Consider the following 24,888-nt stretch of genomic DNA (forward strand, 5'->3'; position numbering starts at 1 on the left):
TCTCGGCTCCGCTCGAGCAGGGGAGGCCCCACTACGCCGCCGGGCCGCCCTCCGGGCGACGACGGGAGTTTGACGACAGGCCCTAGCCCGCCCCGGGCTCACGCCGGGGCCGGGAACCTCACTCGTGCATGGCCCAAGGCCGACCCGGTCGTCACGCCCCTGACATTAGTGCGCGGTGATCGCCCGCGGCAACGCTATTTCCTGCGCCGGATGAACAGCCACACCCGCGTGGCCATGAGGCCGAGGATCACCACGGCCGCCGTGATCTGCAGCCAGCGTGGGACCGCGTCGAGCCGGGGCAGGAACAGGGCGAGCGGCGTTATCGGCACCACGCCTCCTCGTGTGCGGCATATCGGGGCCCGAGTCGCGAATGTACCAAGGCGGGTCCCGCGCGACGTCGTGCGGCGGCGGTCGTCAGATCACCTTGCGGCGCACCAGCGCGGCCAGCACCAGGGCGCCGGGCAGCAGCGGCCCCCAGACCGTGAGCAGCCGGAAGCCGACGACCGCGGCGGTCGCCTCGACGACCGGTGACCCGGCGCCGACGAGCGTGAGGGTGAGCGCCGCCTCGACGGACCCGATCCCGCCCGGCGTCGGCAGCACCCCGGCCACCACCGATCCCGCCAGATACGCGAGGGCGATGTCCAGCGACGGCACCGGCATCTGCAGGGAGCGCGCCACCGCGACCATGACGGTGGCCTGCAAGGCGGGAAAGCCGACCGCCCCGCACCACAGGGCCAGCGCGCGGGCGGGCCGGGCGTGCAGGGCCCGCACATCGGTGAGCGCGGTGGCCAGGAAGTCCCGGACGGCCCCGCGCAGCGGCCGCACCCACCACAGCACCCCCGCCGCGACGGCGACCGCCGCGACGAACAGCAGCACCGCCAGGCCACCCCGCTCGGCCGACATCAGCCCACCCAGCGGCAGCGCGTCGGGCGAGGCCGCCATCAGCGTGATCAACAGCGCGTACCGGCCGACGGGCATCGTCAGCGAGTACAGCGCCAGCGCGGCGCAGGCGCGGGTCGCCGGTATCCCGCAGGAGCGCATGAACCGTAGGTTCACCACGTGTGCGCCGAGCCCCGCGGGCAGCAGGTGATTGGCGGAACCCGCGGCGACCTGCGAGGCGAACAGCCGCCCCACGGGCAGCGGTTCGAGCACCGCGCCCTGCCGCAGCAGACACACCGGCAGCCAGCACGCGACCGTGACCACGGCCGCGGCCAGCAGCCAGCCGGGGTCCGCGCCGCGCAGCTGCGTGAGCCCCGCGGTGAACAGGGGCCAGTTCCAGGTCACCCACCCGGCGACCAGGACGAGCGGAACGAGCGCAAACCATTTCCGTACGGGGAGTCGGCGTCGCAGGGCAGGCCGCATGACAGGGGGAGGGGGAGTGGCCACGCTTGAGCCGTCCTTTCCGAGCGCGCACGGCGCAAGGCAGGGGAGGGAGCGGAATGGGGCTATTACGGTGATGCCCGTTTTGCCGACATCGTAGTGTCGTGCGCCGGTCAATCTGCGAAATCGTGCGGGCCGGTGCCCATGTGCGAGGACGCACCCCCGTAACGTGTGTGCCCGATGAGCAGGAGAGGTACGGAGGAGAGGCCCGCAGCCCGATGCTGAACGACCCCGTCGATCCGGACGCGGACCTGCATGTTCCCGCCCCGCGCAGAGCCGCCCGGCAGGGGCAGGGCCCCGTCGTCGCCGTGGTCTCGATCGGCGGCGCGGTCGGCGCGAGCGCCCGCTACGGGGCGAGCCTGCTGTGGCCCACGGCGAGCGGCACCTTCCCTTGGACGACGCTCGTCGTCAACGCGGTCGGCTGCGCGGTCATCGGCGTCTTCATGGTCGTCATCACCGAGGCCTGGGCGGCGCACCGCCTCGTCCGGCCGTTCTTCGGCACCGGCGTCCTCGGCGGCTTCACGACCTTCTCCACGTACGCCGTGGACATCCGGAACCTGATCGTCGAAGGCCAACAGCGCACCGCCCTCGGCTACTTGGCCCTGACGGTGTGCGTGGCACTCGCTTCGGTGTGGGCCGCCGCGGGGCTGACCCGCCGCGTCATCGAGCGGAGGCAGCGGTGACAACCGGCAACCCGGACGGGGGCGAGGCGTGAACTGGCTGTTGGTGATCGTGGGCGCGATGGTCGGCGCCCCGCTGCGCTACCTCACCGACCGCGCCGTCCAGTCCCGGCACGACACGGTGTTCCCCTGGGGCACGTTCGCCGTCAATGTGGCGGGATCCCTGATCCTCGGCCTGGTCACCGGCGCCGTCGCGGCCGGCGGCGCCTCGTCCCAGGTCCAACTGCTGCTCGGCACCGGCCTGTGCGGGGCGTTGACGACGTACTCCACGTTCTCGTACGAGACCCTGCGCCTGGCCGAGCGCGGGGCGCGCTTCTACGCAGCCGTCAACGTCGTCGCAAGCGTCGCGGCGGGGCTCGGGGCCGCCTTCACGGGCGCGGCGCTCGCGGCGGCCGTCTGGGCCTGAGGCCAACACCGTACGTCTTGTCCCGACCCCTTCAGGCCGCGACGACCAGCCGCTGCACCGGGTACGAGCGGTGCGGGGCCACGACGCCCCCGTCGGGCCGCAGCTCGCCGGTGTCGTCGAAGACGATCGTGCCGTCGCAACACAGGCTCCAGCCCTGCTCGGGGTGGGCGGCGACGACATGCTCGGGGTGCGGGCACGTGGGGCGGTGGAAACACATGGCGAACCTCCGAGGTCGGCCGGTAGGGCGGTCCTGGAGGGCTGCCCCCGTACCTCGACGATGCGCCTGTCGGGCCCCGCGAACCAGGTCCTGGCGCCGAATGTGACAGCTCCCGGACACTCCCGGCACCGTTCCACGACCGCCGCCCGCCACCCCTGGCCGTAAGAGAGGCGTCAAGGGCGCGCACGGCGGCGTATGGGAGCCGTCAACGAGCGCGGAAACCGGCCATGACCGGGGGTTTCCTCTCAGTGTCAGTTCCGAATCAAGACTTTCACCCAGGGAGCTCACGATGGCCGACATGGCCTTCGTCGCCACCACGATCGCGGTCTTCGCGCTGGTGGCACTCGTCGCCAAGGGGGTGACCAAGCTGTGACCGCCGAAAACATCGTCGGCCTCGTCGTGGCCGTCGCCCTCTTGGGCTATCTCGTCCTCGCCCTCGTCTATCCGGAGAGGTTCTGAGTACAGATATGAGCCCCGAACTCGCCGGAGTGCTCCAGCTGCTCGCGCTCATAGCGGCGCTGGCGCTGGCGTACCGCCCCCTCGGCGACCACATGGCCCGGGTCTACTCCTCCGGCAAGCACCTGCGCGTGGAGAAGTGGATCTACAAGGGCATCGGCGCCAACCCGGACGCCGAGATGCGCTGGACCGCCTACCTGCGCGGCGTCCTCGCCTTCTCCGCGGTGAGCGTCCTGTTCCTCTACCTGCTGCAACGCGTGCAGGGCTCCCTGCCCGGCTCGCTCGGCTTCAAGTCGATCGACCCGGACCAGGCCTTCAACACGGCCGCGTCCTTCGTCGCCAACACCAACTGGCAGTCGTACTACGGCGAACAGGCCATGGGCCACGTCGTGCAGACCGGCGGCCTCGCGGTGCAGAACTTCGTCTCGGCGGCCGTGGGGATCGCCGTGGCGGTCGCGCTCGTGCGCGGCTTCGGCCGCTCCCGCACCGGTGAGCTGGGCAACTTCTGGTCCGATCTGGTCCGCGGTGTGGTCCGGATCCTTGTCCCGATCTCCGTCGTCGGCGCGCTCGTACTCGTTGCCTGCGGCGCCATCCAGAACTTCTCCGGTATCCACTCGGTCGGGCAGTTCACGGGCGGCTCGCAGCAGTGGAACGGCGGCGCGGTCGCCTCCCAGGAGGTCATCAAGGAGCTGGGCACCAACGGCGGCGGCTACTTCAACGCCAACTCGGCCCACCCCTTCGAGAACCCCACCGCGTTCTCGAACCTCTTCGAGGTCTTCCTGATCCTCGTCATCCCGTTCGCGCTGACCCGCACCTTCGGCCGCATGGTCGGCTCGGTCAAGCAGGGCTACGCGATCCTCGCCACGATGGCGACCATCTGGGTTGGCTTCATCGCCCTGATGATGTGGACCGAGTTCGCCCACCACGGCCCGGCCTTCCAGGCGGCGGGCGGCGCGATGGAGGGCAAGGAGACCCGCTTCGGCATCGGCGGCTCGGCGATCTTCTCGGTCTCCACGACGCTCACCTCGACCGGCGCGGTGAACTCCTTCCACTCCTCCAACACCGGCCTCGGCGGCGGACTCAACCTGCTCGGCATGCAGCTCGGCGAGGTCGCGCCCGGCGGCACCGGCTCCGGCCTCTACGGCATGCTGATCATGGCGATCATCGCGGTGTTCATCGCCGGCCTGATGGTGGGCCGCACGCCCGAGTACCTCGGCAAGAAGATCGGTACCCGTGAGATCAAGTTCGCGGCCTGCTACATCCTCATCACGCCGGCCCTCGTCCTCGTCTTCACCGCCCTCGCGATGGCCCTGCCGACGCCGCCGAACTCCATGCTCAACCCCGGCGCGCACGGCTTCTCCGAGATCCTTTACGCGTACACGTCCGGCGCCAACAACAACGGCTCCGCCTTCGCCGGCCTGTCCGCCGACACCCAGTGGTTCAACACCACGATCGGCCTCGCGATGCTGCTCGGCCGCTTCCTGCCGATGGTGTTCGTGCTCGCGCTCGCCGGTTCGCTGGCCGAGCAGCGGCCGATCCCGGCCACGGCGGGCACCCTGCGCACCAACAAGCCTTTGTTCACCGGCCTGTTGGTCGGCACGCTCCTGATCATCACCGGCCTCACGTACTTCCCGGCGCTCGCCCTCGGCCCGCTCGCGGAAGGGCTCGCGTCATGACGACCGTACGTACCGAACGTTCCGAGAATCTTGAGGACACGATGTCCACTGCCACACCCACGAGGGCGCCCCACCCGGACGTGCCCACCGGGCACAAGCCCGGCGGCGGCAAGGTCGGCGGGGGCCTGTTCGACCCCAAGCAGCTGCTGAAGTCGCTGCCCGACGCCTGCCGCAAGCTGCACCCGCGGGTCATGGTCAAGTCGCCCGTGATGTTCGTGGTGCTGATCGGGTCCGTGCTGACGACGGTGTTCTCCTGTCTGCACCCGTCCGACTGGTTCGGCTGGACGATCAGCGTCTGGCTGTGGCTGACGGTGATCTTCGCGAACCTGGCGGAGGCCGTCGCCGAGGGCCGCGGCAAGGCGCAGGCCGACACGCTGCGCAAGGCGAAGACCGACACCGTGGCGCGGCGCCTGGTGGGGGAGCGCGAGGAGCAGGTTGCCGGCACGCAGCTGACGATCGGTGACCTCGTCGTCTGCGAGGCCGGTGACATCATCCCGGGCGACGGTGACGTCGTCGAAGGTGTGGCCTCCGTCGACGAGTCGGCGATCACCGGCGAATCCGCCCCGGTCATCCGCGAGTCCGGCGGCGACCGGTGCGCGGTCACCGGCGGTACGAAGGTGCTCTCCGACCGCATCGTCGTCAAGATCACGACGAAGCCCGGCGAGACGTTCATCGACCGCATGATCAACCTGGTCGAGGGCGCCGCCCGGCAGAAGACGCCCAACGAGATCGCGCTCAACATCCTGCTCGCGTCGCTGACCATCGTCTTCCTGCTCGCGGTCGCCACGCTGCCGCCGTTCGCGAACTACGCGGGCAAACACCTCAGCATGGTCGTGCTCGTGGCCCTGTTGGTGTGTCTGATCCCGACCACCATCGGCGCGCTGCTCTCCGCGATCGGCATCGCGGGCATGGACCGGCTCGTGCAGAGGAACGTACTCGCCATGTCCGGCAGGGCAGTCGAGGCCGCGGGTGATGTGTCGACCTTGCTGCTCGACAAGACCGGAACCATCACCCTGGGCAACCGCCAGGCCGCTGAGTTCGTGCCGGTGCGCGGCACCACGGAGGCCGAGCTCGCCGACGCCGCACAGCTCTCGTCGCTGTCCGACGAGACGCCCGAGGGCCGCTCCGTCGTGGTCCTCGCCAAGGAGAAGTACGGGCTGCGCGAGCGGCACCAGGGCGAGCTGACGGGCGCCGAGTGGATCGAGTTCACCGCCCAGACGCGCATGTCGGGTGTCGACGTGGACGGGCGCAGGATCCGCAAGGGGGCGGCCGGTTCGGTCATCGCCTGGGTCAAGGAGCAGGGCGGCCGCATAGCCGAGGACGCGGACACCGTCGCCAACCTGATCTCCGAGGCGGGCGGCACACCGCTCCTCGTGGCGGTCGAAGACACCGAGGGCGCGCGCGTCCTCGGCGTCATCCACCTCAAGGACGTCGTCAAGGACGGCATGCGCGAGCGGTTCACCGAGCTGCGCCGCATGGGCATCAAGACCGTGATGATCACGGGTGACAACCCGCTGACCGCCAAGGCGATCGCCGAGGAGGCGGGCGTCGACGACTTCCTCGCGGAGGCCACGCCCGAGGACAAGATGGCCCTCATCAAGCGGGAGCAGGCGGGCGGCAAGCTCGTCGCGATGACCGGTGACGGCACCAACGACGCGCCGGCCCTCGCGCAGGCGGACGTGGGTGTCGCGATGAACACCGGTACGTCGGCCGCGAAGGAGGCCGGCAACATGGTCGACCTCGACTCGAACCCGACCAAGCTCATCGAGATCGTCGAGATCGGCAAGCAACTCCTCATCACCCGGGGCGCGTTGACGACCTTCTCGATCGCCAACGACGTCGCGAAGTACTTCGCGATCATCCCGGCGCTGTTCGCGGCGGTCTACCCCGGCCTCGACAAGCTCAACATCATGGGCCTGTCCAGCCCGGACTCCGCGATCCTCTCCGCGGTCATCTTCAACGCGATCATCATCATCGCGCTGGTGCCGCTCGCCCTCAAGGGCGTCCAGTACCGGCCGGTGAGCGCGGACAGGCTGCTCCGCCGCAACCTCGGGATCTACGGCCTGGGCGGGCTCGTCGCGCCCTTCATCGGCATCAAGCTCATCGACCTCCTCATCTCCCTCGTCCCCGGGCTGTGACTTTCAGAAAGCGTGTCGATCGACATGAACAACTCAGTAGGAAACACGGCCCGGTTGCTGTGGGCGGGCCTGCGCGCCCTGATCGTCCTGACCGTGGTGTGCGGTGTGCTCTACCCGCTCGCGGTCACCGGCGTCGCGCAGGTGGCCTTCCACGACAAGGCCAACGGCTCGGAGATCACCTCCGACGGCAAGGTCGTCGGCTCCTCCCTCATAGGGCAGACGTACCTCACCAAGGACGGCAAGCCGGACCTCGCGTGGTTCCAGCCGCGGCCCTCCAACGGACTCGGCGAGAACACGGTCAACACCCAGTACAAGCTGATCCTCTCCGGCGCCACCAACCTCTCCGGTGACAACAAGGAGCTGGTGAAGCAGGTCGAGTCCGCCAAGGCCGCCGTCGTCGAGGACAACTCCACGGCGACGTACAAGGTGAAGGCCTCGGACATCCCGGCCGACGCCGTCACCTCCTCCGGCTCGGGCCTCGACCCGGCGATCTCCCCCGAGTACGCCGACCTCCAGGTGCACCGGATCGCGGAGCGGAACCACCTCTCCGTCGCGCGGGTCCAGAAGCTCGTCGACGCGCACAAGGACGGCCGGGACCTCGGATTCATGGGGGAGCCGCGGGTCAACGTCCTCGAACTCAACGTCGCACTGCGGCAGTTGACCCGCTGAACGGCCCCGGTCGGCGCGCCGTCACAACTGGCCGGGGATCACGAGGATGACCCACGTCGCGAGCGGGGCGATCACGGTCATGCTCAGGCCCCATGCCATCAGCCGTCGGAAGACGGTGTCCCGCATCTCCTCCGGAGCGCTGGCCACGGTCAGCGCTCCACTGGTGGAGAACGGTGAGGAGTCCACCACGGAGGACGAGATCGCCAGGGCGCTGATCATGCCGATCGCGCCGATCTCGCCCCCGGCGAGGAACGGGACGGCCAGCGGGATGAGGGCGCCGAGGATGCCCGTCGTGGAGGCGAACGCGGACACCACGCCGCCGATCACGCAGATGAGCAGCGCCGACACCAGGGGTGTGCCGAGGTCGCTGACGCTCTCGCCGGCCCACTTGATGGTGCCCATCTCGTCCATCAGGCTGACGTACATCACGATGCCGCAGACCAGCAGGACGGTCGGCCAGGCGCAGCGCTCGACGGCTCCCTTCGCGGAGGCGGGGGAGACGAGGCACAGGACGGCCGAGACCACGAAGGCCATCAGTCCCACGTCGAGGTCGAAGGCGAGCGAGCCGACGGCCAGGCTGATCACCCCGAGCACGGTGAGCGCGCGGACCGGGGTGAGGCGGTGGACCTCCTCTTCGACGCCCACGGCTGCGGGTGCCGGTGCCGGAGCTGTCGCGGTAGCGGTGGCACCGGAGGCGCCGTCGGGTGTGGGGGTCGACGGGGTCGGTGTCCGGTCGGCGGCTGCCGGTTGCGCGGGGACGCCGCCCCCGCCGCCCTCGGTGGCCGGTTTCCCGGTCACGCTCTCCGCCCGGCGCCCCAGCAGCTTGCGGCCGCCGAACAGGAAGAAGACGACCACGCTGAGCGCGAGATTGAAGAGGAACGAGGTCAGGAAGAGCATGCCCTCGCTGCCGGGCAGGTCCTCCCGCTGTACCACGCCGTTGGTGATGGTGCCGAAGATGCTGATCGGCGAGAAGCCGCCGGCGCTGGCACCGTTGATGATGAGCAGGCCCATCAGGATCGGGCTGATCTTGTGCCGCACGGCGAAGCCCATGCCGATGGGCGCCATGATGCCCACCGCGCCGGGCACGACCGCGCCGGAGGCCGTCAGGGCCCCCGTGATGAGGAACATCACCCACGGGATGAGGGCGATCCGGCCGCGTACGGCACGCGTCGAGGCCTGGACGAGCCAGTCGACGGTGCCGTTGTTCTTGGCGATCGCGAACAAGAGTGTGACGCCGACGAGTACCACGAACAGATCGCCGGGAAACCCGGCGAACAGCTCGTCCGCCGACTCACCTGCGACGGCCGTGCCGACGACGAACGCGGCGACGATGGCGATGACGCCCATGTGCACCTTGGAGAAGGTTGCAATGACGAACACGAGCACAAGGCCGATGATGGAGATGACTTGATCTGACACGAGGCTTCCTCGCCTTCGGTCGGTGGTCACCACACATTCAGGACATTCCGGAATATGGAATCTGGGTTTCGGGTTGGGGCGAGAGTATGGAAGGCGTCTGATGGGACGTCAAGACACCTCGCGTGTCAGGAGATTCGGGCGCTGATGGTCCGCGCGGCCTCCTGCACCAGGCCACCGAAGGTGGCAGCCGCGTCCTCGGTCATCCGGCTCGTCGGCACATTGACACTCACGCTGGCCACCGGCAGGCCCCCCGTGCCGAGCACGGCCGAGGCCACCGCCGAGACATCCGCGCGCCACTCGCCCGAGTTCGTCGCGTAGCCCCGCGCCCTGATCTCCCGTATCTCCGCGAGGAGTTGCTCCCGGTCGGTGACGGTGGTGCCCGTGTAGCGCGGCAGCCCCTCGTCGAGGTACCGCTCGACCGCGTCGTCGGGATCGGCGGCGAGCACCGCCTTGCCGTTGGCCGAGGCGTGCATCGGGAGGTCCTGACCGAGCGGCAGGATGATGCGCACGGCCTTGCTGGTCTGGAGCCGCTCGACCAGCAGCACCCTGCCGCCCTCACGCACCGCCAAGTGGACCGTCTCGTCCGTTCGTTGGCGCAGCTCCTCCATCACCGGAAGCGCCGCGTCGCGCAGGCCCAGCTCGTCCGTGGCATGCCGCCCGACGTGCAGCGCCTTGGTGGTCACCACCCAACGGGTGGGGGTTCCTCCGGCGGGGCGGATCCAGCCCGTGGTGTGCAGCGTGACGAGCGAGCGCTGGACGGAGCTCTTCGGCAGGTCGAGGGCCCTGGCCAGGTCGGCGACGCCGACGGGCTGCATGGCCGCCACTTCCTCCAGCGCCCGCAGGGTGTTGGCCACGTTCTGCATCATCGCGAGTCCTCACGCATCCGTTGATCCCGGGCAATGGCCGGCGAGCATCCGCTGACCCCAACCGATGGTCGGTCCGCAGCCGCGAATCCCAACCGGCGACCCGTACGCGGCCGTTGACGCGTCGGCGAGGGGAAGCCTACGCTCCACGTGCCGCTTCACGGTACGACGTGCCATCTCACGGCACAACACCTTGAGGAGTCGACCGCATGACGCTCCGCACCGGCCGCCACTTCCTGCAGATCCCCGGCCCCACCAACGTCCCCGACCGGGTCCTGCGCGCCATGGCGGCGCCCACCATCGACCACCGAGGCCCGGAGTTCGCCGAGCTGACGAAGCGTCTGCTCGTGGCGCTGAAGCCGGTGTTCGGCACTGCGGGGCCCGTCGTCGTCTACCCCGCCTCCGGCACCGGCGCCTGGGAGGCCGCGCTGGTCAACACGCTCAGCCCCGGCGACCGGGTGCTCTCCTTCGAGACCGGGCACTTCGCCGTCCTCTGGCGCGAGATGGCCCGCGGCCTCGGCCTGGACGCCGATACCGACGCCCTGCCGGGCGACTGGCGGCACGGCGCGGACCCGGAGGCGCTCGCCGAGCGGCTCGCCGCCGACACCGACCACCGGATCAAGGCGGTCTGCGTCGTCCACAACGAGACATCGACCGGTGTCACCAGCCGCATCCCCGAACTGCGCGCGGCGATCGACTCCGTGGGGCACCCCGCGCTGCTGTTCGTCGACACCATCTCCTCGCTCGGCTCCATCGACTACCGGCACGACGAGTGGGGCGTCGATGTCACCGTCGCCGGTTCGCAGAAGGGGCTGATGCTGCCGCCGGGCCTCAGCTTCAACGCCGTGAGCGACAAGGCCCTGGCCGCCTCCCGGACCGCCGGGCTCCCCGCATCCTTCTGGCGCTGGCAGCCGATCATCGACGCCAACGCCAAGGGCGCCTTCCCGTACACACCGGCCACCAACCTGCTCTACGGCCTGGACGAGGCGCTGCGCATGCTGGAGGAGGAGGGCCTGGAGAACGTCTTCGCCCGGCATGCCAGGCACGCCGCCGCCACCCGTGCCGCGGTGCGGGGCTGGGGGCTTGAGGTGCTGTGCGCCGACGAGCGCGAGCACTCGGGTTCGCTCACCGCCGTCCTGATGCCCGAAGGGCACGACGCCGACAAGCTCCGCAAGGTCATCCTGGAGCGCTTCGACATGTCACTCGGCTCCGGCCTCGGAAAACTCGCCGGCCGTGTCTTCCGCATCGGCCACCTGGGCAACTTCAACGACCTGACCCTCGCGGGCACGCTCGCCGGAGTGCAGATGGGCCTCGAACTCGCGGGGGTGCCGGTTCAACGGGGCGGCCTCGAAGCGGCGTTGGAGGTGCTGCGATGACGGCCCCGAGTGAAGTCCGCACGGCCGCCCGTGACCTCGAAGCCGTGCTGCGCCGCGATCTCGAAGGCGAGGTCGCCTTCGACGACTACACCCGTCACCTGTTCTCCCGCGACGCCAGCATGTACGCGATCGAGCCGCAGGGCGTCGTCTTCCCGCGCCACGCCGACGACGTGCGGGCCGCGGTCGCGGCGGCCGCCGAGCACGGTGTGCCGCTGGTGCCCCGGGGCGCGGGGACCAGCCTGGCAGGACAGACCGTCGGCCCCGGCCTCGTCCTCGACCTCTCCCGGTACATGCACCGCATCGTCGAACTCGACGCCGACGCGCGCGCCGCACTCGTCGAACCCGGCGTCGTCCAGGACCAGTTGAACCGGGCCGCCGCACCGCACGGCCTGATGTTCGGCCCGGACACCTCGACCAGCAACCGCGCCACCATCGGCGGCATGGCGGGCAACAACTCCGCGGGCAGCGGCTCGATCCGCTACGGCATGACCATCGACCACGTACGGGAGCTGGACGTCGTGCTCTCCGACGGGAGTACGGCCCGCCTCGCCCCCGTCGACGAGGAGGAGCGCGCCCGACGGGCCGGCCACGACACCCTGGAGGGGCGGCTCTACCGCGAGCTCCCCAAGATCGTGGAGGCGCGCGCCGGGGCGATCGCCACCGGCTTCCCGGCGTACTGGCGACGCTCCGGCGGCTACCGCCTCGACCGGCTCGCCGACCGCTCCGGTGATGACCCCTTCGACCTCGCGAAGTTCGTCGTCGGTTCGGAAGGCACCCTCGTCGTCGCCACCCGCGCCCTGGTCGATCTCGTGCCCAAACCCGCCCGTACGGTCATCGCCGTCGGGCACTTCACCTCCGTCGCCGGAGCCATCGAGGCCACCGAGGACGCGCTCGCCTGCGATCCGTCCGCCGTCGAGATGATGGACCGGACGATCCTCGACCTCTCCCGGCAGAAGATCGAGTACGCCTCGCTCGGAAACATCCTCGAAGGCGACCCCGAGGCCCTCCTCTTCGTCAGCTTCACCGGCGACGACGAGGCCGAACTCAGCGGCCGACTCCAGGAGTTGACCGCACTGTGGAAGCGGCACGGCCACGGCTACCACACACTCCAGGCCGTCACCCCCGCCCAGCAGTCCGGGCTGCTCAAGGTCCGCAAGTCCAGCCTCGGGCTGCTGATGGCCGCGAGCGAGGGCACCCGGCGCCCGCTGGCCTTCATCGAGGACACCGCGGTCGACCCCCAGCACCTCGCCGCGTACACCCGCCGCTTCAAGCAGGTCCTGGACCGGCACGGCCTCGACGCCGGTTTCTACGGCCACTGTTCGGTCGGCTGTCTGCACATCAGGCCCTTCGTCGACGTCGCAGACCCCGCCCAGGTGCGGACGATGCGCGCGGTCGCCGAGGAGATCAAGGAGCTGGTACGGGAGTACGGCGGCGTCAACTCCAGTGAGCACGGCGACGGCCTGGCCCGCAGCGAGTTCAACCGCGAGCTCTACGGCGACGACCTGTACGAGGCGATGCGCGAGGTCAAGGGCCTCTTCGACCCCGAGAACCGGCTGAACCCGGGCAAGATCGTCGACGCCCCGGCGATGACCGAGCACCTCCGGGACGCGGCGCTGCCGCCCGCACCGCCCCTGCGTACCCACCTCGACTTCGAGGTCGTCGGAGGCGGCGACATGCGCGGCGCCGCCGACCGGTGCATGAACATCGGCCTGTGCCGCAAGAGCGACGCGGGCGTGATGTGTCCCTCGTACATGGTCACCAAGCACGAACACGACTCCACGCGCGGCCGCGCGAACGCGCTGGTCAAGGCGCTCTCCGAGCCCGACCCGAAGGCGGCGCTCGGCGACGAGGGGCTGCACGACGTCCTCGACCTGTGCCTGATGTGCAAGGCGTGCAAGAGCGAGTGCCCGCTCGGCGTCGACATGGCCACGCTGAAGGCCGAGACGCTGGCCCACCATCACGAGCGGCACGGCACGCCGTTCCGGTCCCGGGTCTTCGGTGCCATCCGCCGCCTCAACCAGTTGGGGTCGGCGACCGCGCCCATCTCCAACCTGCCTTTGCCGAGGCGGCTGTTGGAACGCGGACTCGGCATCGCCCGCGCGCGGCCCTTGCCCGTGTTCGCCCGCCGCAACCTCGTGACGTGGTTCCGGCGCAGGCCGGGCAGCGTGGCCGGAAGCCAGGGCACCGTCACCCTCCTCGCCGACTCCTTCACCACATACACCGACCCGGACGTCGGCCGCGCCGCCGTCGAACTCCTCGAACGGGCGGGCTGGCACGTGCAGTTGGAGAGCGGCGGCTGCTGCGGCCGCGCCGCCTTCTCCAAGGGCCTGCTCGACCAGGCGAAGGCACAGGCAGGTGATCTCGTGCACCGCCTCGCGGACGCGGGGGACGGCCCCATCGTCGGCTGCGAACCCTCCTGCCTGCTCACTCTGCGCGACGAACACCACGCCCTGCTGCCCGGTGACCCGGCGGTCGCCGACGTGTCCGGCCGGGTGAAGCAGCTGGAAGAGCTGCTGACCGAGGCCATCGACGACGGCAGGCTCGCACTGCGCGACGACACCGGGCCCGCGGGCCGCCGCATTCTCTTCCACGGCCACTGCCACCAGAAGGCGGAGGTCGGCACCGCGGCGACCGTCGCGCTCCTCCAGCGCATCCCGGGCGCCGAAGTCGTCGAGCTCGACGCCGGATGCTGCGGGATGGCGGGCTCCTTCGGCTTCGAGGCCGAGCACTACGACACGTCCATGGCGGTCGGTGAGGACCGGCTCTTCCCCGCGGTCCGGGCCGAACCGGACGACACCGTGGTCGCCGCCACCGGTGTCTCCTGCCGCCAGCAGATCCACCACGGCACGGAGCGCACGGCGGTGCACCCGCTCCAGCTGATACGGGAGGCGTTGCGATGACCGTCACCGCAGGGGCGCTCGACGGTGTCCGCGTCCTCGACCTCACCCAGGTCATGGCGGGCCCGTACTGCACGATGCTGCTCGCCGACCTCGGCGCGGACGTCATCAAGGTCGAGTCACCGGAGGGCGGCGACCAGACCCGCACCTCCATGGGCACACCGCGGCCCGGCAGCGACACCCCCGCCTTCCACGCCCTCAACCGCAACAAGCGCAGTGTCACGCTCAATCTGCGCACCGACGCCGACCGCGCGGAGTTCTTCCGGCTCGTCGCCGACGCGGACGTCGTCGTGGAGAACTTCCGGCCCGGAGTCACCGACCGCCTCGGCGTCGGCTACGAAGCCGTCCGCGAGGTACGGCCCGACATCATCTACGCGTCGATCTCCGGCTTCGGCCAGTACGGCCCGTATGCCGACCGGCCCGGCTACGACCTCATCGCCCAGGGCATGGCGGGCGCCGTCAGCGTCACCGGCGACCCGGACGGACCACCGGTCAAGTGCGGGCTCCCGGTGGGCGACCTCGGCGCGGGCATGCTGTGCGCGCTGAGCATCGCCGCCGCGCACGTCCACCGGCTGCGCACGGGGGAGGGGCAGTACCTCGAAACCTCCCTGTACGAAGCCGTGTTGGCGATGTCCGTATGGGAGTCGGTCGAGTACTTCGCCGGTGGCGCGCCCCCGCAGCGCCTCGGCTCCGCGCACCGCATGTCCGCGCCCTACCAGGTCGTCCGCACCAAGGACGGCCATGTCACCATCGCCGCGAACAACCAGCGGCTGTGGCTGCGGCTGTGCGAGGCCCTCGACCTGCAACACATCGCGGGCGACGAGCGGTTCGCGACGAACACCGACCGGATGGGCCACCGCGCCGAACTGATCGCCCTCCTCGAAGGCCGGCTCGCGGCGACGAGCACCGAGGAGTGCGTCGCCCAACTCCTCGACGCCGGTGTCCCCGCGGGGCCGATCCTCGACTACGGGCAGATCCTCGAGCACGACCCGCACGCGCGGGCCCGCGGCATGGTCGAGGAGTACGACCACCCGGTCGACGGCCGCAGCCGCGTCGTCGGCTTCCCGGTGAAACTCGCCCGCACCCCGGCACGGCTGCGCCGCCACCCGCCGGTGCTCGGCGAGCACAACGATGAACTCCTCAGGAAGGGGCCGGAGTTGACGCCCGACGACGAGGCGGAAGGCGGCTCCGTCGCCTGGACCCGCCACGCGGTACCCGGAACCGACACGTACGCCGCCCACCTCACCCTGGTCAACCCGGAGCGGCGCAACGCCCTGACCCTGCGCATGTACGACCAACTGGAGCGCGCCTGCCGGGAGATCGACGCCGACCCCGACATCCGGCTGACGGTCCTCCGCGGAACGGGCGGGCGGGCGTTCGCGGCCGGCACCGACATCCGCGAGTTCCGTGACTTCACGAGCGGGGAGGACGGCGTGGCGTACGAACGTCGCGTCGGCCTCGCCGTCGACCGGCTCGCGGCGATGCGGATGCCCGTCGTCGCCGCGGTCGAGGGCCCGGCCGTCGGTGCGGGCAGCGCGCTCGCGAGCTGCTGCGACGTGGTGCTGTGCACCCCCGACGCCGTCTTCGGCGCCCCCATCGGCCGCACACTCGGCAACTGCCTGGCCCCCGCCATGATCTCCCGCCTCTACGCGGGACTCGGCCGCGCCCGCACCCTGCGGTCCCTCCTCGCCGCCCGTCTGATCACGGCGGAGGAGGCCCACGAATCCGGATTCGTGGCCGACATCGTCGACCCGGCCGACCTGGACACACGCCTCGCGGAGCTCACGGCGGACATCGCCCGCTGCGCCCCGCTCACCCTGGCGGCCCTGAAGGAGGCGGACCGCCGCGTCCTGGCCGCCTCCACCCCCGGCCACGCCGAGGACCTGTACGCCCGCGTCTACGGCAGCCGCGACTTCGCAGAGGGCGTGACGGCCTTCCTGGAGAAGCGAAAGCCGGAGTGGGAGGGGCGGTAACCAGGAGTTCGTCCTCCCGGTCGACGGCCCCTGACCGTGCGGTGCGGCTGCCCGGGATGCCGTTAACTCCCACCAGCCGTTTCCTGGCGCACTTCTGACGGCTGCGGGCCACCGTCGGCGTCCGGCACCTCGCCCTCGTAATCCGCGACGCCTCGGAGCGATGCCCGTCAGCGGCGCGTCAGCATCGCCGCGGGCACCGTCAGCGTCCCGTCAGGACGCCGCCGGGGTGCGGGAGGACGGGCATAGCGTCCTCGGTGAGCCACCACCCCCGGACTCGCCAGGAGGCATCCCATGGCACAACCCGTGAACGACGAAGACCCGGAACCCTCCGAACGGACCCCGGCCGGGCCCCTCTACGTTCCCGTCCGGCCGGGCCCGCTCGGCTGCGCCGCCCGGCTGTTCCGCACCCCGCTCGGTGACCGTACGGCCGTCGGCTTCACCTCCGAGCGCGCGCTGGCCGCCACCCTCGGCGCCGGCCAGCCGTGGATCCGGCTGGCCGAGTCCGCCCTGCGCGACATGACCGCGCCGCTCGGCGCCGCCACCGTCACGGTGGACCCGCAACTCTCCGCTCCGTTCCCTCTTCCGCGGCACCGCACGCGGAACTCGCACACGAGCGGCACGCTCCGGGGAGCCGGGATCGCCGCGCTCGTCATGGCGCTGTCGTACTGGATCGGCTGAGGAAGGGCGACGACACCATGACCACCATTCACGAACCTGTCACCACCACCGCGACTCCCGAGGAGCTGGCGGTGTGGCCGAGCTCCACCACGGAGCCGCACCCCGGCGGCGCGACCGTCGGCGGTGTGTCGCTCGCGGAGGTCGCGGGCCGCTACGGCACCCCCGTGTACGTCCTCGACGAGGGCGAGGTCCGCCGCCGCTGCCGCGCCTACCGCGACGCCTTCCCGGAGGCCGAGGTCCACTACGCGGCCAAGGCGTTCCTGTGCCGGGCCATGGCGCACTGGGTGAGGGACGAGGGCCTCGGCCTCGACGTGTGCTCCGCCGGTGAGTTGGAACTCGCGGTCGCCGCGGGCTTCCCCGCCGACCGGATCGTCCTGCACGGCAACGCCAAGACGCCGCACGACCTGAAGCGGGCCCTCTGGTACGGCGTGGGCCGCATCGTCATCGACAGCCCCTCCGAGATCGCCCGGATCGCCGCGGCGGTCGGCCCCGACGGCCACCAGAAGGTGATGGTCCGCGTGGTCCCCGGCATCAGCGCGGGCGGCCACGACAAGATCCGTACCGGCACCGAGGACCAGAAGTTCGGCCTGTCCATCAGCGACGGCTACGCCCAGCGCGCCATCGCCCGCATCCTCGACCAGCCCCAGCTCGAACTCACCGGCCTGCACTGCCACTTGGGCTCCCAGATCACCGACGTCAAACCGTATCTGGCGGCGGTGCGCCGCATGGTGGGCCTGATGGCCCGCCTGAAGGAGCAACACGGGCTCGCGCTGCCCGAGTTGGACCTCGGCGGCGGGCACGGCATCGCCTACCGCCCCGGCGAACCGGCCATGGACCTCACCCGCCTCGCCCGCAAGGTCCGCGCCGAGCTGACCGAGGCGTGCGCGGCGGCCGGGCTCACCGTGCCGCGCCTCGTCATCGAACCGGGCCGGGCCGTGGCGGGGCCCGCCGGGGTCGCCCTGTACCGCGTCGTCTCCGTGAAGCACACCGGCGGCCGCACCTTCGTCGCCGTCGACGGCGGCATGAGCGACAACCCGCGACCCGCGCTGTACGGGGTGCGCTACGCGCCGCGTCTGGTCGGCCGCAGGGGCAGCGTGGACCTCGCCCCGGTCACGGTCGTCGGCCGGCACTGTGAGGCCGGTGACGTGCTCGCCGCCGATGCCCGGCTCCCCGACGACGTACGGGCGGGGGACCTGATCGCCTTGCCGGTGGCCGGTGCCTACCACCTGTCGATGGCCTCCGGTTACAACGCAGTTGGCAGGCCGCCGGTGGTCGCCGTCCATGCCGGGCGCGCCCGACTCCTCGTACGCCGCGAGTCGTTGGAGGACATCCACAGCCGTGACGTGGGCCTGTAGGCCCGGCCCCGACCACGGCTGCCGCTCACTCCTCCTCGGTCCCCACGTTCCGCGTGAGCTGCTGCAGCAGGCGGCTCAACTCGGTGCGGTCGGCGTCAGACAGGCCCGCGTTGAGGCCGCGGTCGAAGGCGGTCGCGGCCTTCCGTAGGCGCGTGAAGGCCTCCTCGCCGGCCTCGGTCAGCTCCACCACGTGAATACGCCGGTTCGCGGTGTCGCGCCGCCGGGTGATCAGGCCGCGCCTGTCCATCGCGTTGAGGTGGTGCGTGAGCGTCGCGTCCCGGACGCCGACGGCTTCGGCCAGCCGGCGCTGATTCCCGGGACGCCCGGTCTTCAGGTTCAGCAGGATCAGCCAGACCGGCAGCGAGCCACCGGCCTCCTCCAGTGCGTCTTCGAAGGCCCGGCTGACGGTGCGGGCGGCTCTGCTCAGCTCGAGACCGAGGGGCGGGGAGGTGGGCTGCGGCATGCCAGAACCCTAACAGCGAAGTCGAAACGTTTGATGTCTAAGCATTAGGTGTCTACCCTTGGAGGGCAGGGGCGGGGCGTCGCCGCGTCCCCGACGGAGGAGAAGAGGTCCCACCATGTCCACCAGGAACTATCTGCGCCCGCCCTGGGCGGCGCGCGTCATCGGCGGACGCATGGCGCGCCTGGTCAAGCCCAAGGTGGTCAGCCTGCTCTCGGTCCCCGGCCGCACCACGGGCGCCTGGCGCTCGACTCCCGTGGCCGTGCTCGACCACGGGGGCGCGGAGTACCTGCTGGCGGCCTACGGCGACACCGAGTGGTCCCGCAACCTGCGCGCCAGCAAGTCGGGCCGCCTCACCCGGCGCGGCCGCGTCGAGCAGTTCACGGCGGTCGAGGTCGGCCCGTCCGAGCTCCCGGAGCTCATGGCCGCCTATCTGAAGGAGTTCGGCAAGCTCCCGAACGTCGCCAAGACCTTCGAAGCGCTGCCGGATCCGGCCGATCACCCCGCTTTCCGCATCACGGTCACGGGGAGCGGGCGCGCCTAGGTGTGCTGTCTCGGCACGTTGGTGACGCCGGCGCGGTCTTGCATGGGTGAGGGCCGTCTGGTTTCGGTGGGGATTGCGACATCTACCGCCGAGTCCAGGAGGCCCTCATGTGCCACCGTAACGCGCCGCTGACCCCAACGGGCAGGCTGCGTCTGGCCGTGTGCATCGTCGAGGACGGTTGGCCGCTGCGCCGCGCCGCCGAGCGTTTCCAGGTCAGCCACACCACCGCCCAACGCTGGGCAGGCCGCTACCGAAAGTCGGGCTGGGCCGGCATGTACGACCGCTCCAGCCGCCCGCTCCACCAACGCCACAAGACCCCGGCCCCCGTCGAGGACGAGGTGGTCCGGCTGCGCCAGGAACACCGGATCGGGCCGCAGCGGATCGCGGTGCGCACGGGGATCGCCGCCTCGACCGTCCACCGCATCCTGCAGGCCCACCGGCTGCCGCCGCTGTCCTGCACGGACCGGGCCACCGGACGGCCCGTGCGCCGCTACGAACGCGCCCGGCCCGGCGAACTCGTCCACGTCGACGTCAAGAAGCTGGGCCGCATCCCCGACGGCGGCGGACACCGGACGCTGGGCCGGGCCGCGGGCCGCAAGAACCGGCAAGCGGCCGGAGTGGCCTACCTGCACACGGCGTTGGACGACCACTCCCGCCTCGCCTACACCGAGGACCTGCCCGACGAGAAGGCCGCCACCTGCGCCGGCTTCCTCGAGCGGGCCACCGCCTGGTTCGCCACCCGCGGCATCCCGGTCGAGCGGGTGCTGACCGACAACGCCTGGGCCTACACCAAGAACACCTGGGAACAGACCTGCCGCCGGCTGGGCATCAGCCCCCGCTGGACCAGGCCCTGGCGGCCGCAGACCAACGGCAAGGTCGAACGCTTCCACCGCACCCTGCTCGAGGAATGGGCCTACCAGCGGCCCTACACCTCGGACGCCGAACGCCGGGCAGCGTTTGACGACTGGCTCGACTGGTACAACTACCACCGACCCCACACCGGAATCGACGGCCACACACCAGCCAGCCGCGTCACCAACGTGTCAGAACAGCACACCTAGGGCCTGTGCCGTACCCCCGGGCTCAGTCCTCCCAGCGCTTGCGCTCGGCCCCCGCCGGCCCGGTCACCAGTGTGTTCGGTGGTACGTCCTTGGTGACGACGGCGCCGGCGCCGACCACGGCACCATGGCCGATCGTGACGCCGGGCAGCACCGTCACCGCCGCGCCGAGCCATGCGTTGTCCCCGATCGTGATGGGCGCCCGCGTGTAGTACTCGGGGCGATCGGACGCGCGGATCGGGTGGTTGGCGGAGATCAGGTTGGTCTTCGGCCCGATCAGCACGCCGTCGCCCAGGCGGATCCCGCCCTGGTCGAAGAACGTACAGCTCTGGTTCACGAAGACGTGCTCGCCGAACTCGATGCGCAGCCCGAAGTCCGTGTAGAACGGCGGATAGACGGTGACGGACTCGGGCATCGGCCTGCCGACGATCTCGGAGAGCAGTGCCGTGCGTGTGGTCTTGTCGTCGAAGGGCAGGACATTCAGCCGCGAGGTCAGCGCGGTGACGTACTCGATGCGCTCGGCCACGCGCGCGAACTCGGGTGTCTGGACGTAGAGGCGATCCTGCTCGGGCATGACGGTTCCTCACTGCGGACGGCTTGGGTGCAGTCATCAAAGCGAGCGGTGGACACCCGCATCAAACAACGTTCTCGGCAGGCAGGGACAACGGCAGGTTGTACGCCCGGTGAGGGGGCGTCGGGTGGTGGTCGACGTACCGATGCGGGTGCGATACAGGCCTGACGGTCGGGTCGCAAAAGTGCGAATCTGGCGATATGACTTCAACGCCCAAAGAGTCACCCAAGGTACCCAAGGTCCCGTCCCGTCCCGCGCAGCCGATCATCGCCCGGAACCAGGCGGACCTGCGCTCGCGCCTCCCGTTCGAGGACACCCAGGACTTCGAGGACGCCGCGCGGGGGCTCATCGCCCGGCGGACGCCCAGCGCCGTCGAGGCCGCGGACGGCACCGTCGTCTGGGACAACGACACGTACGCCTTCCTCGGGGGCGAGGCGCCCGACACGGTGAACCCCAGCCTGTGGCGGCAGTCCCAACTCGTTGCACAGCAGGGCCTTTTCGAGGTCGTCGAGGGCATCTATCAGGTGCGCGGTCTCGACCTGTCGAACGTCACGTTCGTCGAGGGCGCCACCGGCGTGATCGTGATCGATCCGCTGATATCGACCGAGACCGCGGCGGCGGCCCTCGCCCTGTACCGGGAGCACCGCGGCGAGCGCCCGGTCGCCGGCGTCCTCTACACCCACTCGCACGTCGACCACTTCGGCGGCGTCAGGGGTGTCACCACGCAGGAGGACGTCGACGCCGGACGGGTGCCCGTGATCGCGCCGGAGGGCTTCACCGAACACGCCGTGGCCGAGAACGTGTACGCGGGTACCGCGATGGCCCGCCGCGCCGCCTACATGTTCGGGGCGGCGCTCGCGCGCGGCCCGCAGGGGCAGGTCGGCGCCGGGCTCGGCCAGACCAACTCGACCGGCACCGTGACCCTGATCCCGCCGACGACGACCATCACCACGACGGGTCAGGAGGAGACCGTCGACGGGGTGCGCATGGTCTTCCAGATGGCGCCCGACACCGAGGCCCCGGCCGAACTCCTCGTCCACTTCCCCGACTTCAGGGCCCTGTGCACCGCGGAGGACGCCACTCACACGCTGCACAACCTGCTGACCCTGCGCGGCGCCGTGGTGCGTGACCCGCATGTCTGGTCGCACGCGCTCACCGAGACGATCGACCTGTTCGGCGACGCGACGGACGTCGTGTTCGCCTCCCACCACTGGCCGACCTGGGGGCGGGAGCGTGCCATCGCCTTCCTGGAGGCCCAGCGGGATCTGTACGGCTACCTCCACGACCAGTGCCTGCGTCTGATCAACAAAGGCTGGACCGGCAGCGAGATCGCCGAGCACCTCGAACTGCCCCCGGCTCTCGAGAATGCCTGGAACACCCACGGTTACTACGGCTCCGTCAGTCACAACGTCAAGGCCGTCTACCAGCGCTACATGGGCTGGTTCGACGGCAATCCGGCCCATCTGTGGCAGCACCCGCCGGTCGAGGCCGGCAGGCGCTACGTCGAGTTCATGGGCGGCGCCGACGCGGTCGTGGCCAAGGCCCGCGGCTCCTTCGACACCGGGGACTTCCGCTGGGCGGCCGAGGTGCTCAGCCACGTCGTCTTCGCGGAGCCCGAGCATGCCGCCGCCCGGACTCTGCTCGCCGACACCCTCGAACAGCTCGGCTACGGCGCCGAGAACGGTATCTGGCGCAACTTCTTCCTCTCCGGCGCCACCGAACTGCGCGAAGGCCGGTTCGGCACGCCCGCGGTCTCCGCGTCGCCGGACCTCATCGCGAACCTCTCACCGACCATGCTGTTCGACGCCCTCGCCATCCAGGTCGACGGCCCCAAGGCGTGGAACGAGAGGCTCGCCGTCGACATCGTGCTCACCGACGTCGACGAGCGCTACAGGGTCCGCCTCGCCAACGGGGTGCTCACCTACAGCTCCGCCCCGCAGCGGACCGTGGCCGACGTCAGCCTCACCACCACGGCCCCGGCGCTGGCGCGCCTTGCTGCCACCGGCCTGACGGCGGAGGGTCTGCAGCAGGCGGGTGTCCTGGCGGAGGGTGATGTGTCGGCGCTGGCCCGGCTCGCCTCGGTGCTCGACCCGGGGGACGGGGAATTCGCGATCGTCACGCCGTAAAACCAACCGAGTAAAAAATGTTACTCGGTTACGTTATAATGGCTGCCGTGATGATCGACAAGGCACAGCAGAGCGACGTGGAGCACGACAGGGCGCACCCCGTCCTCGTGACAGGAGCCACCGGCCGGATCGGCCGGGCGGTGGTCGACGAACTCCTGGCCGCGGGCGTGCCCGTGCGGGCGCTGACGCGCGATCCCGCGGCCGCGGACCTCCCGGACGGGGTCGAGGTCGTGGCGGGCGACTTCGCCGAGCCCGCCTCGCTCGAACCCGCGCTGCGCGGCGTGCGCTCGGTGTTCCTCCTGTGGACGGCGCCGCCCGCCACGGTCGGAGCCGTCATCGAGCGGATCGCGGCCCACACGCGACGGATCGTCTTCCTCTCCTCGCCGCACCGGACCCCGCACCCGTTCTTCCGGCAGCCCAACCCGATGGCCGAACTGCACGCCGGGATCGAGCGCCTGATCGCGGACTCGGGGCTCGATTCCACGATCCTCCGACCCGGCATGTTCGCCTCGAACGTGCGCCTGTGGTGGGAGCCGGCGATCGCCGCGGGTGAACCCGTCCGATGGCCCTACGCCGCCGTGGAGACCGCCCCGATCGACGAGCGCGACCTCGCCGCCGTGGCGGCCCGCACCCTGTACGAGGACGGACACACCGGCCGCGACTATGTCCTCACCGGCCCCGAGGCGCTCAGCCACGCCGAGCAGGTGCGCGTGATCGGCGACGTCATCGGCCGCCCGGTCCCGTTCGAGGAGCTGACGCCGGACGGGTTCCGGCGCGCGACCGAAGGGGTCTGGCCGCGGCCGGTCGTCGACATGCTGCTCGACGCGTGGGGTGCGAGCGACGGGCATCCGGCGTACGTGACATCGACGGTGGCCGATGTCCTCGGGGTGCCCGCGCGGACGTTCCGCGAATGGGTCGCCGATCAGTGGAAGATGCCGCTGTAGGCGTTGAGGGCCGGCTGGCCGCCCAGGTGGGCGTAGAGCACGTTCGAGTCTTTGGGGATGTCCCCGCCGTGTACGAGGTCGATGAGTCCGGCCATCGACTTGCCCTCGTACACCGGGTCGAGGAGCACGCCCTCCAGTTCGCCGGTCAGCCGGATCGCGTCCACGGTGGAATCGACCGGGATGCCGTAGCGGTCACCGGCCCAGCCCTCCAGGACGGTGATCTCGTCCTCACGCAACTCCCGTCCGAGGTCGATGAGTTCGGCGGTGCTGCGGGCGATCTTCGCCACCTGGGCGCGGGTCTCGTCGATCTTCGCTGAGGCGTCGATGCCGATCACCCGGCGCGGCCGGTCCTGGCCCGCGAATCCTGCGATCATGCCCGCGTGCGTGCTGCCGGTGACGCTGCACACCACGACCGTGTCGAAGAAGACGCCCAACTCCCGCTCCTGCTGCTCCACTTCGTACGCCCAGTTCGCGAAGCCGAGACCGCCGAGCGGATGGTCGGAGGCGCCGGCGGGAATCGCGTACGGGGTGCCGCCCGCGGTCCGCACGTCCTCCAGGGCCTGCTGCCAGCTGTCCTTGAAGCCGATGCCGAACCCGGCCTCGACCAGGCGTACGTCGGCGCCCATGATCCGGGACAGTAGGATGTTGCCGACCTTGTCGTTGACCGCGTCCGGCCAGTCCACCCAGCTCTCCTGCACCAGTACGGCCTTCAGGCCCAACGTGGCGGCGACCGCGGCCACTTGCCGGGTGTGGTTGGACTGCACGCCGCCGATGCTGACGAGCGTGTCCGCGCCTTGGGCGAGCGCGTCGGGGATCAGGTACTCCAGCTTGCGGGTCTTGTTGCCGCCGAAGGCGAGCCCGGCGTTGCAGTCCTCCCTCTTGGCCCAGATGCGCGGGCCGCCGAGGTGCCTGCTGAGCCGGTCCAGGGGGTGCACGGGGCTGGGGCCGAACAGGAGGGGGTGGCGCTCGAAGTCGTTCAGGGGCATGGGGACTCCTTGCGTG

At 70.7% G+C, this 24,888-nt stretch carries 23 protein-coding genes; 15 read left to right on the plus strand and 8 right to left on the minus strand.

Features of this window, described 5'->3' with window-relative positions; all coding sequences use genetic code 11:
• Window positions 1–194: 194 nt before the first annotated feature.
• Together ACOKM3_RS39155 and ACOKM3_RS39160 are read right to left on the minus strand one after the other, a co-directional pair.
• Window positions 195–329 (minus strand): hypothetical protein, encoded by a 135-nt coding sequence (locus ACOKM3_RS39155; protein ID WP_426906045.1) that lies wholly within the window; start codon window positions 327–329, stop codon window positions 195–197.
• Window positions 330–414: 85 nt separating this feature from the next.
• Entirely contained in the window at window positions 415–1,386 is a 972-nt protein-coding gene (locus tag ACOKM3_RS39160; protein ID WP_426906046.1) for a lysylphosphatidylglycerol synthase transmembrane domain-containing protein, read from the minus strand.
• A 212-nt stretch (window positions 1,387–1,598) separates the two neighbouring features.
• On the opposite strand from ACOKM3_RS39160, the gene crcB (ACOKM3_RS39165) reads away from it, so the two are divergent.
• Both crcB (ACOKM3_RS39165) and crcB (ACOKM3_RS39170) read left to right on the plus strand, forming a co-directional pair.
• Window positions 1,599–2,063 carry a fluoride efflux transporter CrcB gene (gene crcB / locus ACOKM3_RS39165; protein WP_426906047.1) on the plus strand — a complete coding sequence of 155 codons (465 nt, stop codon included), beginning with the start codon at window positions 1,599–1,601 and terminating at the stop codon, window positions 2,061–2,063.
• A gap of 28 nt (window positions 2,064–2,091) precedes the next feature.
• Window positions 2,092–2,466, plus strand: a complete 375-nt coding sequence (crcB, locus tag ACOKM3_RS39170; RefSeq protein WP_426906048.1) for a fluoride efflux transporter CrcB — start codon at window positions 2,092–2,094, stop codon at window positions 2,464–2,466.
• A gap of 31 nt (window positions 2,467–2,497) precedes the next feature.
• Here the strand turns inward: crcB (ACOKM3_RS39170) and ACOKM3_RS39175 are convergent, their stop codons facing one another.
• The gene (locus ACOKM3_RS39175; RefSeq protein ID WP_266724424.1) at window positions 2,498–2,683 is read right to left on the minus strand and encodes a DUF5999 family protein; all 186 of its coding nucleotides are present in this window, start codon (window positions 2,681–2,683) and stop codon (window positions 2,498–2,500) included.
• Window positions 2,684–3,052: 369 nt separating this feature from the next.
• Here ACOKM3_RS39175 and kdpF point away from each other — a divergent pair, with 369 nt between their 5' ends.
• From kdpF to ACOKM3_RS39195, 4 genes are read left to right on the plus strand one after another with little or no spacing between them, the layout of a single operon-like run.
• Complete coding sequence (gene kdpF, locus ACOKM3_RS39180; RefSeq protein WP_175264873.1) at window positions 3,053–3,142, plus strand: K(+)-transporting ATPase subunit F; 90 nt, start codon at window positions 3,053–3,055, stop codon at window positions 3,140–3,142.
• A gap of 8 nt (window positions 3,143–3,150) precedes the next feature.
• A complete protein-coding gene (gene kdpA, locus ACOKM3_RS39185; protein ID WP_426906049.1) occupies window positions 3,151–4,815 on the plus strand; it encodes a potassium-transporting ATPase subunit KdpA in 1,665 nt (554 codons plus the stop codon).
• Complete coding sequence (gene kdpB / locus ACOKM3_RS39190; RefSeq protein WP_426906050.1) at window positions 4,812–6,953, plus strand: potassium-transporting ATPase subunit KdpB; 2,142 nt, start codon at window positions 4,812–4,814, stop codon at window positions 6,951–6,953. Before kdpA ends, kdpB begins: the two co-directional genes overlap by 4 nt.
• A 24-nt stretch (window positions 6,954–6,977) precedes the next feature.
• The gene (locus tag ACOKM3_RS39195) at window positions 6,978–7,622 is read left to right on the plus strand and encodes a potassium-transporting ATPase subunit C (RefSeq protein ID WP_426906051.1); all 645 of its coding nucleotides are present in this window, start codon (window positions 6,978–6,980) and stop codon (window positions 7,620–7,622) included.
• 21 nt (window positions 7,623–7,643) lie between these two features.
• Here the strand turns inward: ACOKM3_RS39195 and ACOKM3_RS39200 are convergent, their stop codons facing one another.
• Together ACOKM3_RS39200 and ACOKM3_RS39205 are read right to left on the minus strand one after the other, a co-directional pair.
• Window positions 7,644–9,041 (minus strand): SLC13 family permease, encoded by a 1,398-nt coding sequence (locus tag ACOKM3_RS39200; RefSeq protein WP_426906052.1) that lies wholly within the window; start codon window positions 9,039–9,041, stop codon window positions 7,644–7,646.
• Between the two features lie 125 nt (window positions 9,042–9,166).
• The gene (locus ACOKM3_RS39205) at window positions 9,167–9,907 is read right to left on the minus strand and encodes an IclR family transcriptional regulator (RefSeq protein ID WP_426906053.1); all 741 of its coding nucleotides are present in this window, start codon (window positions 9,905–9,907) and stop codon (window positions 9,167–9,169) included.
• 206 nt (window positions 9,908–10,113) lie between these two features.
• On the opposite strand from ACOKM3_RS39205, the gene ACOKM3_RS39210 reads away from it, so the two are divergent.
• From ACOKM3_RS39210 to lysA, 5 genes are all read left to right on the plus strand, one after another.
• On the plus strand, window positions 10,114–11,280 hold the full coding sequence (locus ACOKM3_RS39210) for a pyridoxal-phosphate-dependent aminotransferase family protein (RefSeq protein ID WP_426906054.1): 1,167 nt from the start codon (window positions 10,114–10,116) through the stop codon (window positions 11,278–11,280).
• The gene (locus tag ACOKM3_RS39215; protein ID WP_426906055.1) at window positions 11,277–14,180 is read left to right on the plus strand and encodes an FAD-binding and (Fe-S)-binding domain-containing protein; all 2,904 of its coding nucleotides are present in this window, start codon (window positions 11,277–11,279) and stop codon (window positions 14,178–14,180) included. The genes ACOKM3_RS39210 and ACOKM3_RS39215 overlap by 4 nt, the downstream gene beginning before the upstream one ends.
• Complete coding sequence (locus ACOKM3_RS39220) at window positions 14,177–16,150, plus strand: enoyl-CoA hydratase (RefSeq protein WP_426906056.1); 1,974 nt, start codon at window positions 14,177–14,179, stop codon at window positions 16,148–16,150. The genes ACOKM3_RS39215 and ACOKM3_RS39220 overlap by 4 nt, the downstream gene beginning before the upstream one ends.
• 291 nt (window positions 16,151–16,441) lie before the next feature.
• A complete protein-coding gene (locus ACOKM3_RS39225; protein WP_426906057.1) occupies window positions 16,442–16,828 on the plus strand; it encodes an SAV_915 family protein in 387 nt (128 codons plus the stop codon).
• 17 nt (window positions 16,829–16,845) lie between these two features.
• Window positions 16,846–18,183 carry a diaminopimelate decarboxylase gene (gene lysA / locus ACOKM3_RS39230; RefSeq protein ID WP_426906058.1) on the plus strand — a complete coding sequence of 446 codons (1,338 nt, stop codon included), beginning with the start codon at window positions 16,846–16,848 and terminating at the stop codon, window positions 18,181–18,183.
• 25 nt (window positions 18,184–18,208) lie between these two features.
• On the opposite strand, the gene ACOKM3_RS39235 is transcribed toward lysA, so the two are convergent.
• On the minus strand, window positions 18,209–18,646 hold the full coding sequence (locus ACOKM3_RS39235; RefSeq protein WP_426906059.1) for a MarR family winged helix-turn-helix transcriptional regulator: 438 nt from the start codon (window positions 18,644–18,646) through the stop codon (window positions 18,209–18,211).
• 115 nt (window positions 18,647–18,761) lie between these two features.
• Between ACOKM3_RS39235 and ACOKM3_RS39240 the strand changes: the two genes are divergently transcribed.
• Window positions 18,762–19,187 (plus strand): nitroreductase/quinone reductase family protein, encoded by a 426-nt coding sequence (locus ACOKM3_RS39240; protein ID WP_426906060.1) that lies wholly within the window; start codon window positions 18,762–18,764, stop codon window positions 19,185–19,187.
• Window positions 19,188–19,294: 107 nt separating this feature from the next.
• Window positions 19,295–20,248 carry an IS481 family transposase gene (locus ACOKM3_RS39245; RefSeq protein WP_426906061.1) on the plus strand — a complete coding sequence of 318 codons (954 nt, stop codon included), beginning with the start codon at window positions 19,295–19,297 and terminating at the stop codon, window positions 20,246–20,248.
• A 22-nt stretch (window positions 20,249–20,270) separates the two neighbouring features.
• On the opposite strand, the gene ACOKM3_RS39250 is transcribed toward ACOKM3_RS39245, so the two are convergent.
• Window positions 20,271–20,819: a DapH/DapD/GlmU-related protein gene (locus ACOKM3_RS39250; RefSeq protein ID WP_426906062.1), complete on the minus strand. Its 549-nt coding sequence runs from the start codon at window positions 20,817–20,819 to the stop codon at window positions 20,271–20,273.
• A gap of 197 nt (window positions 20,820–21,016) precedes the next feature.
• Between ACOKM3_RS39250 and ACOKM3_RS39255 the strand changes: the two genes are divergently transcribed.
• Together ACOKM3_RS39255 and ACOKM3_RS39260 are read left to right on the plus strand one after the other, a co-directional pair.
• Window positions 21,017–22,942 (plus strand): alkyl/aryl-sulfatase, encoded by a 1,926-nt coding sequence (locus ACOKM3_RS39255; protein ID WP_426906063.1) that lies wholly within the window; start codon window positions 21,017–21,019, stop codon window positions 22,940–22,942.
• Between the two features lie 50 nt (window positions 22,943–22,992).
• Complete coding sequence (locus tag ACOKM3_RS39260; protein ID WP_426907007.1) at window positions 22,993–23,886, plus strand: NAD(P)H-binding protein; 894 nt, start codon at window positions 22,993–22,995, stop codon at window positions 23,884–23,886.
• Here the strand turns inward: ACOKM3_RS39260 and ACOKM3_RS39265 are convergent.
• Window positions 23,865–24,872: a 1-aminocyclopropane-1-carboxylate deaminase gene (locus ACOKM3_RS39265; protein ID WP_426906064.1), complete on the minus strand. Its 1,008-nt coding sequence runs from the start codon at window positions 24,870–24,872 to the stop codon at window positions 23,865–23,867. The genes ACOKM3_RS39260 and ACOKM3_RS39265 overlap by 22 nt on opposite strands.
• Between the last annotated feature and the right edge of the window lie 16 nt (window positions 24,873–24,888).

This window comes from Streptomyces nidicola (genome assembly GCF_050106155.1).
Classification (GTDB): domain Bacteria; phylum Actinomycetota; class Actinomycetes; order Streptomycetales; family Streptomycetaceae; genus Streptomyces.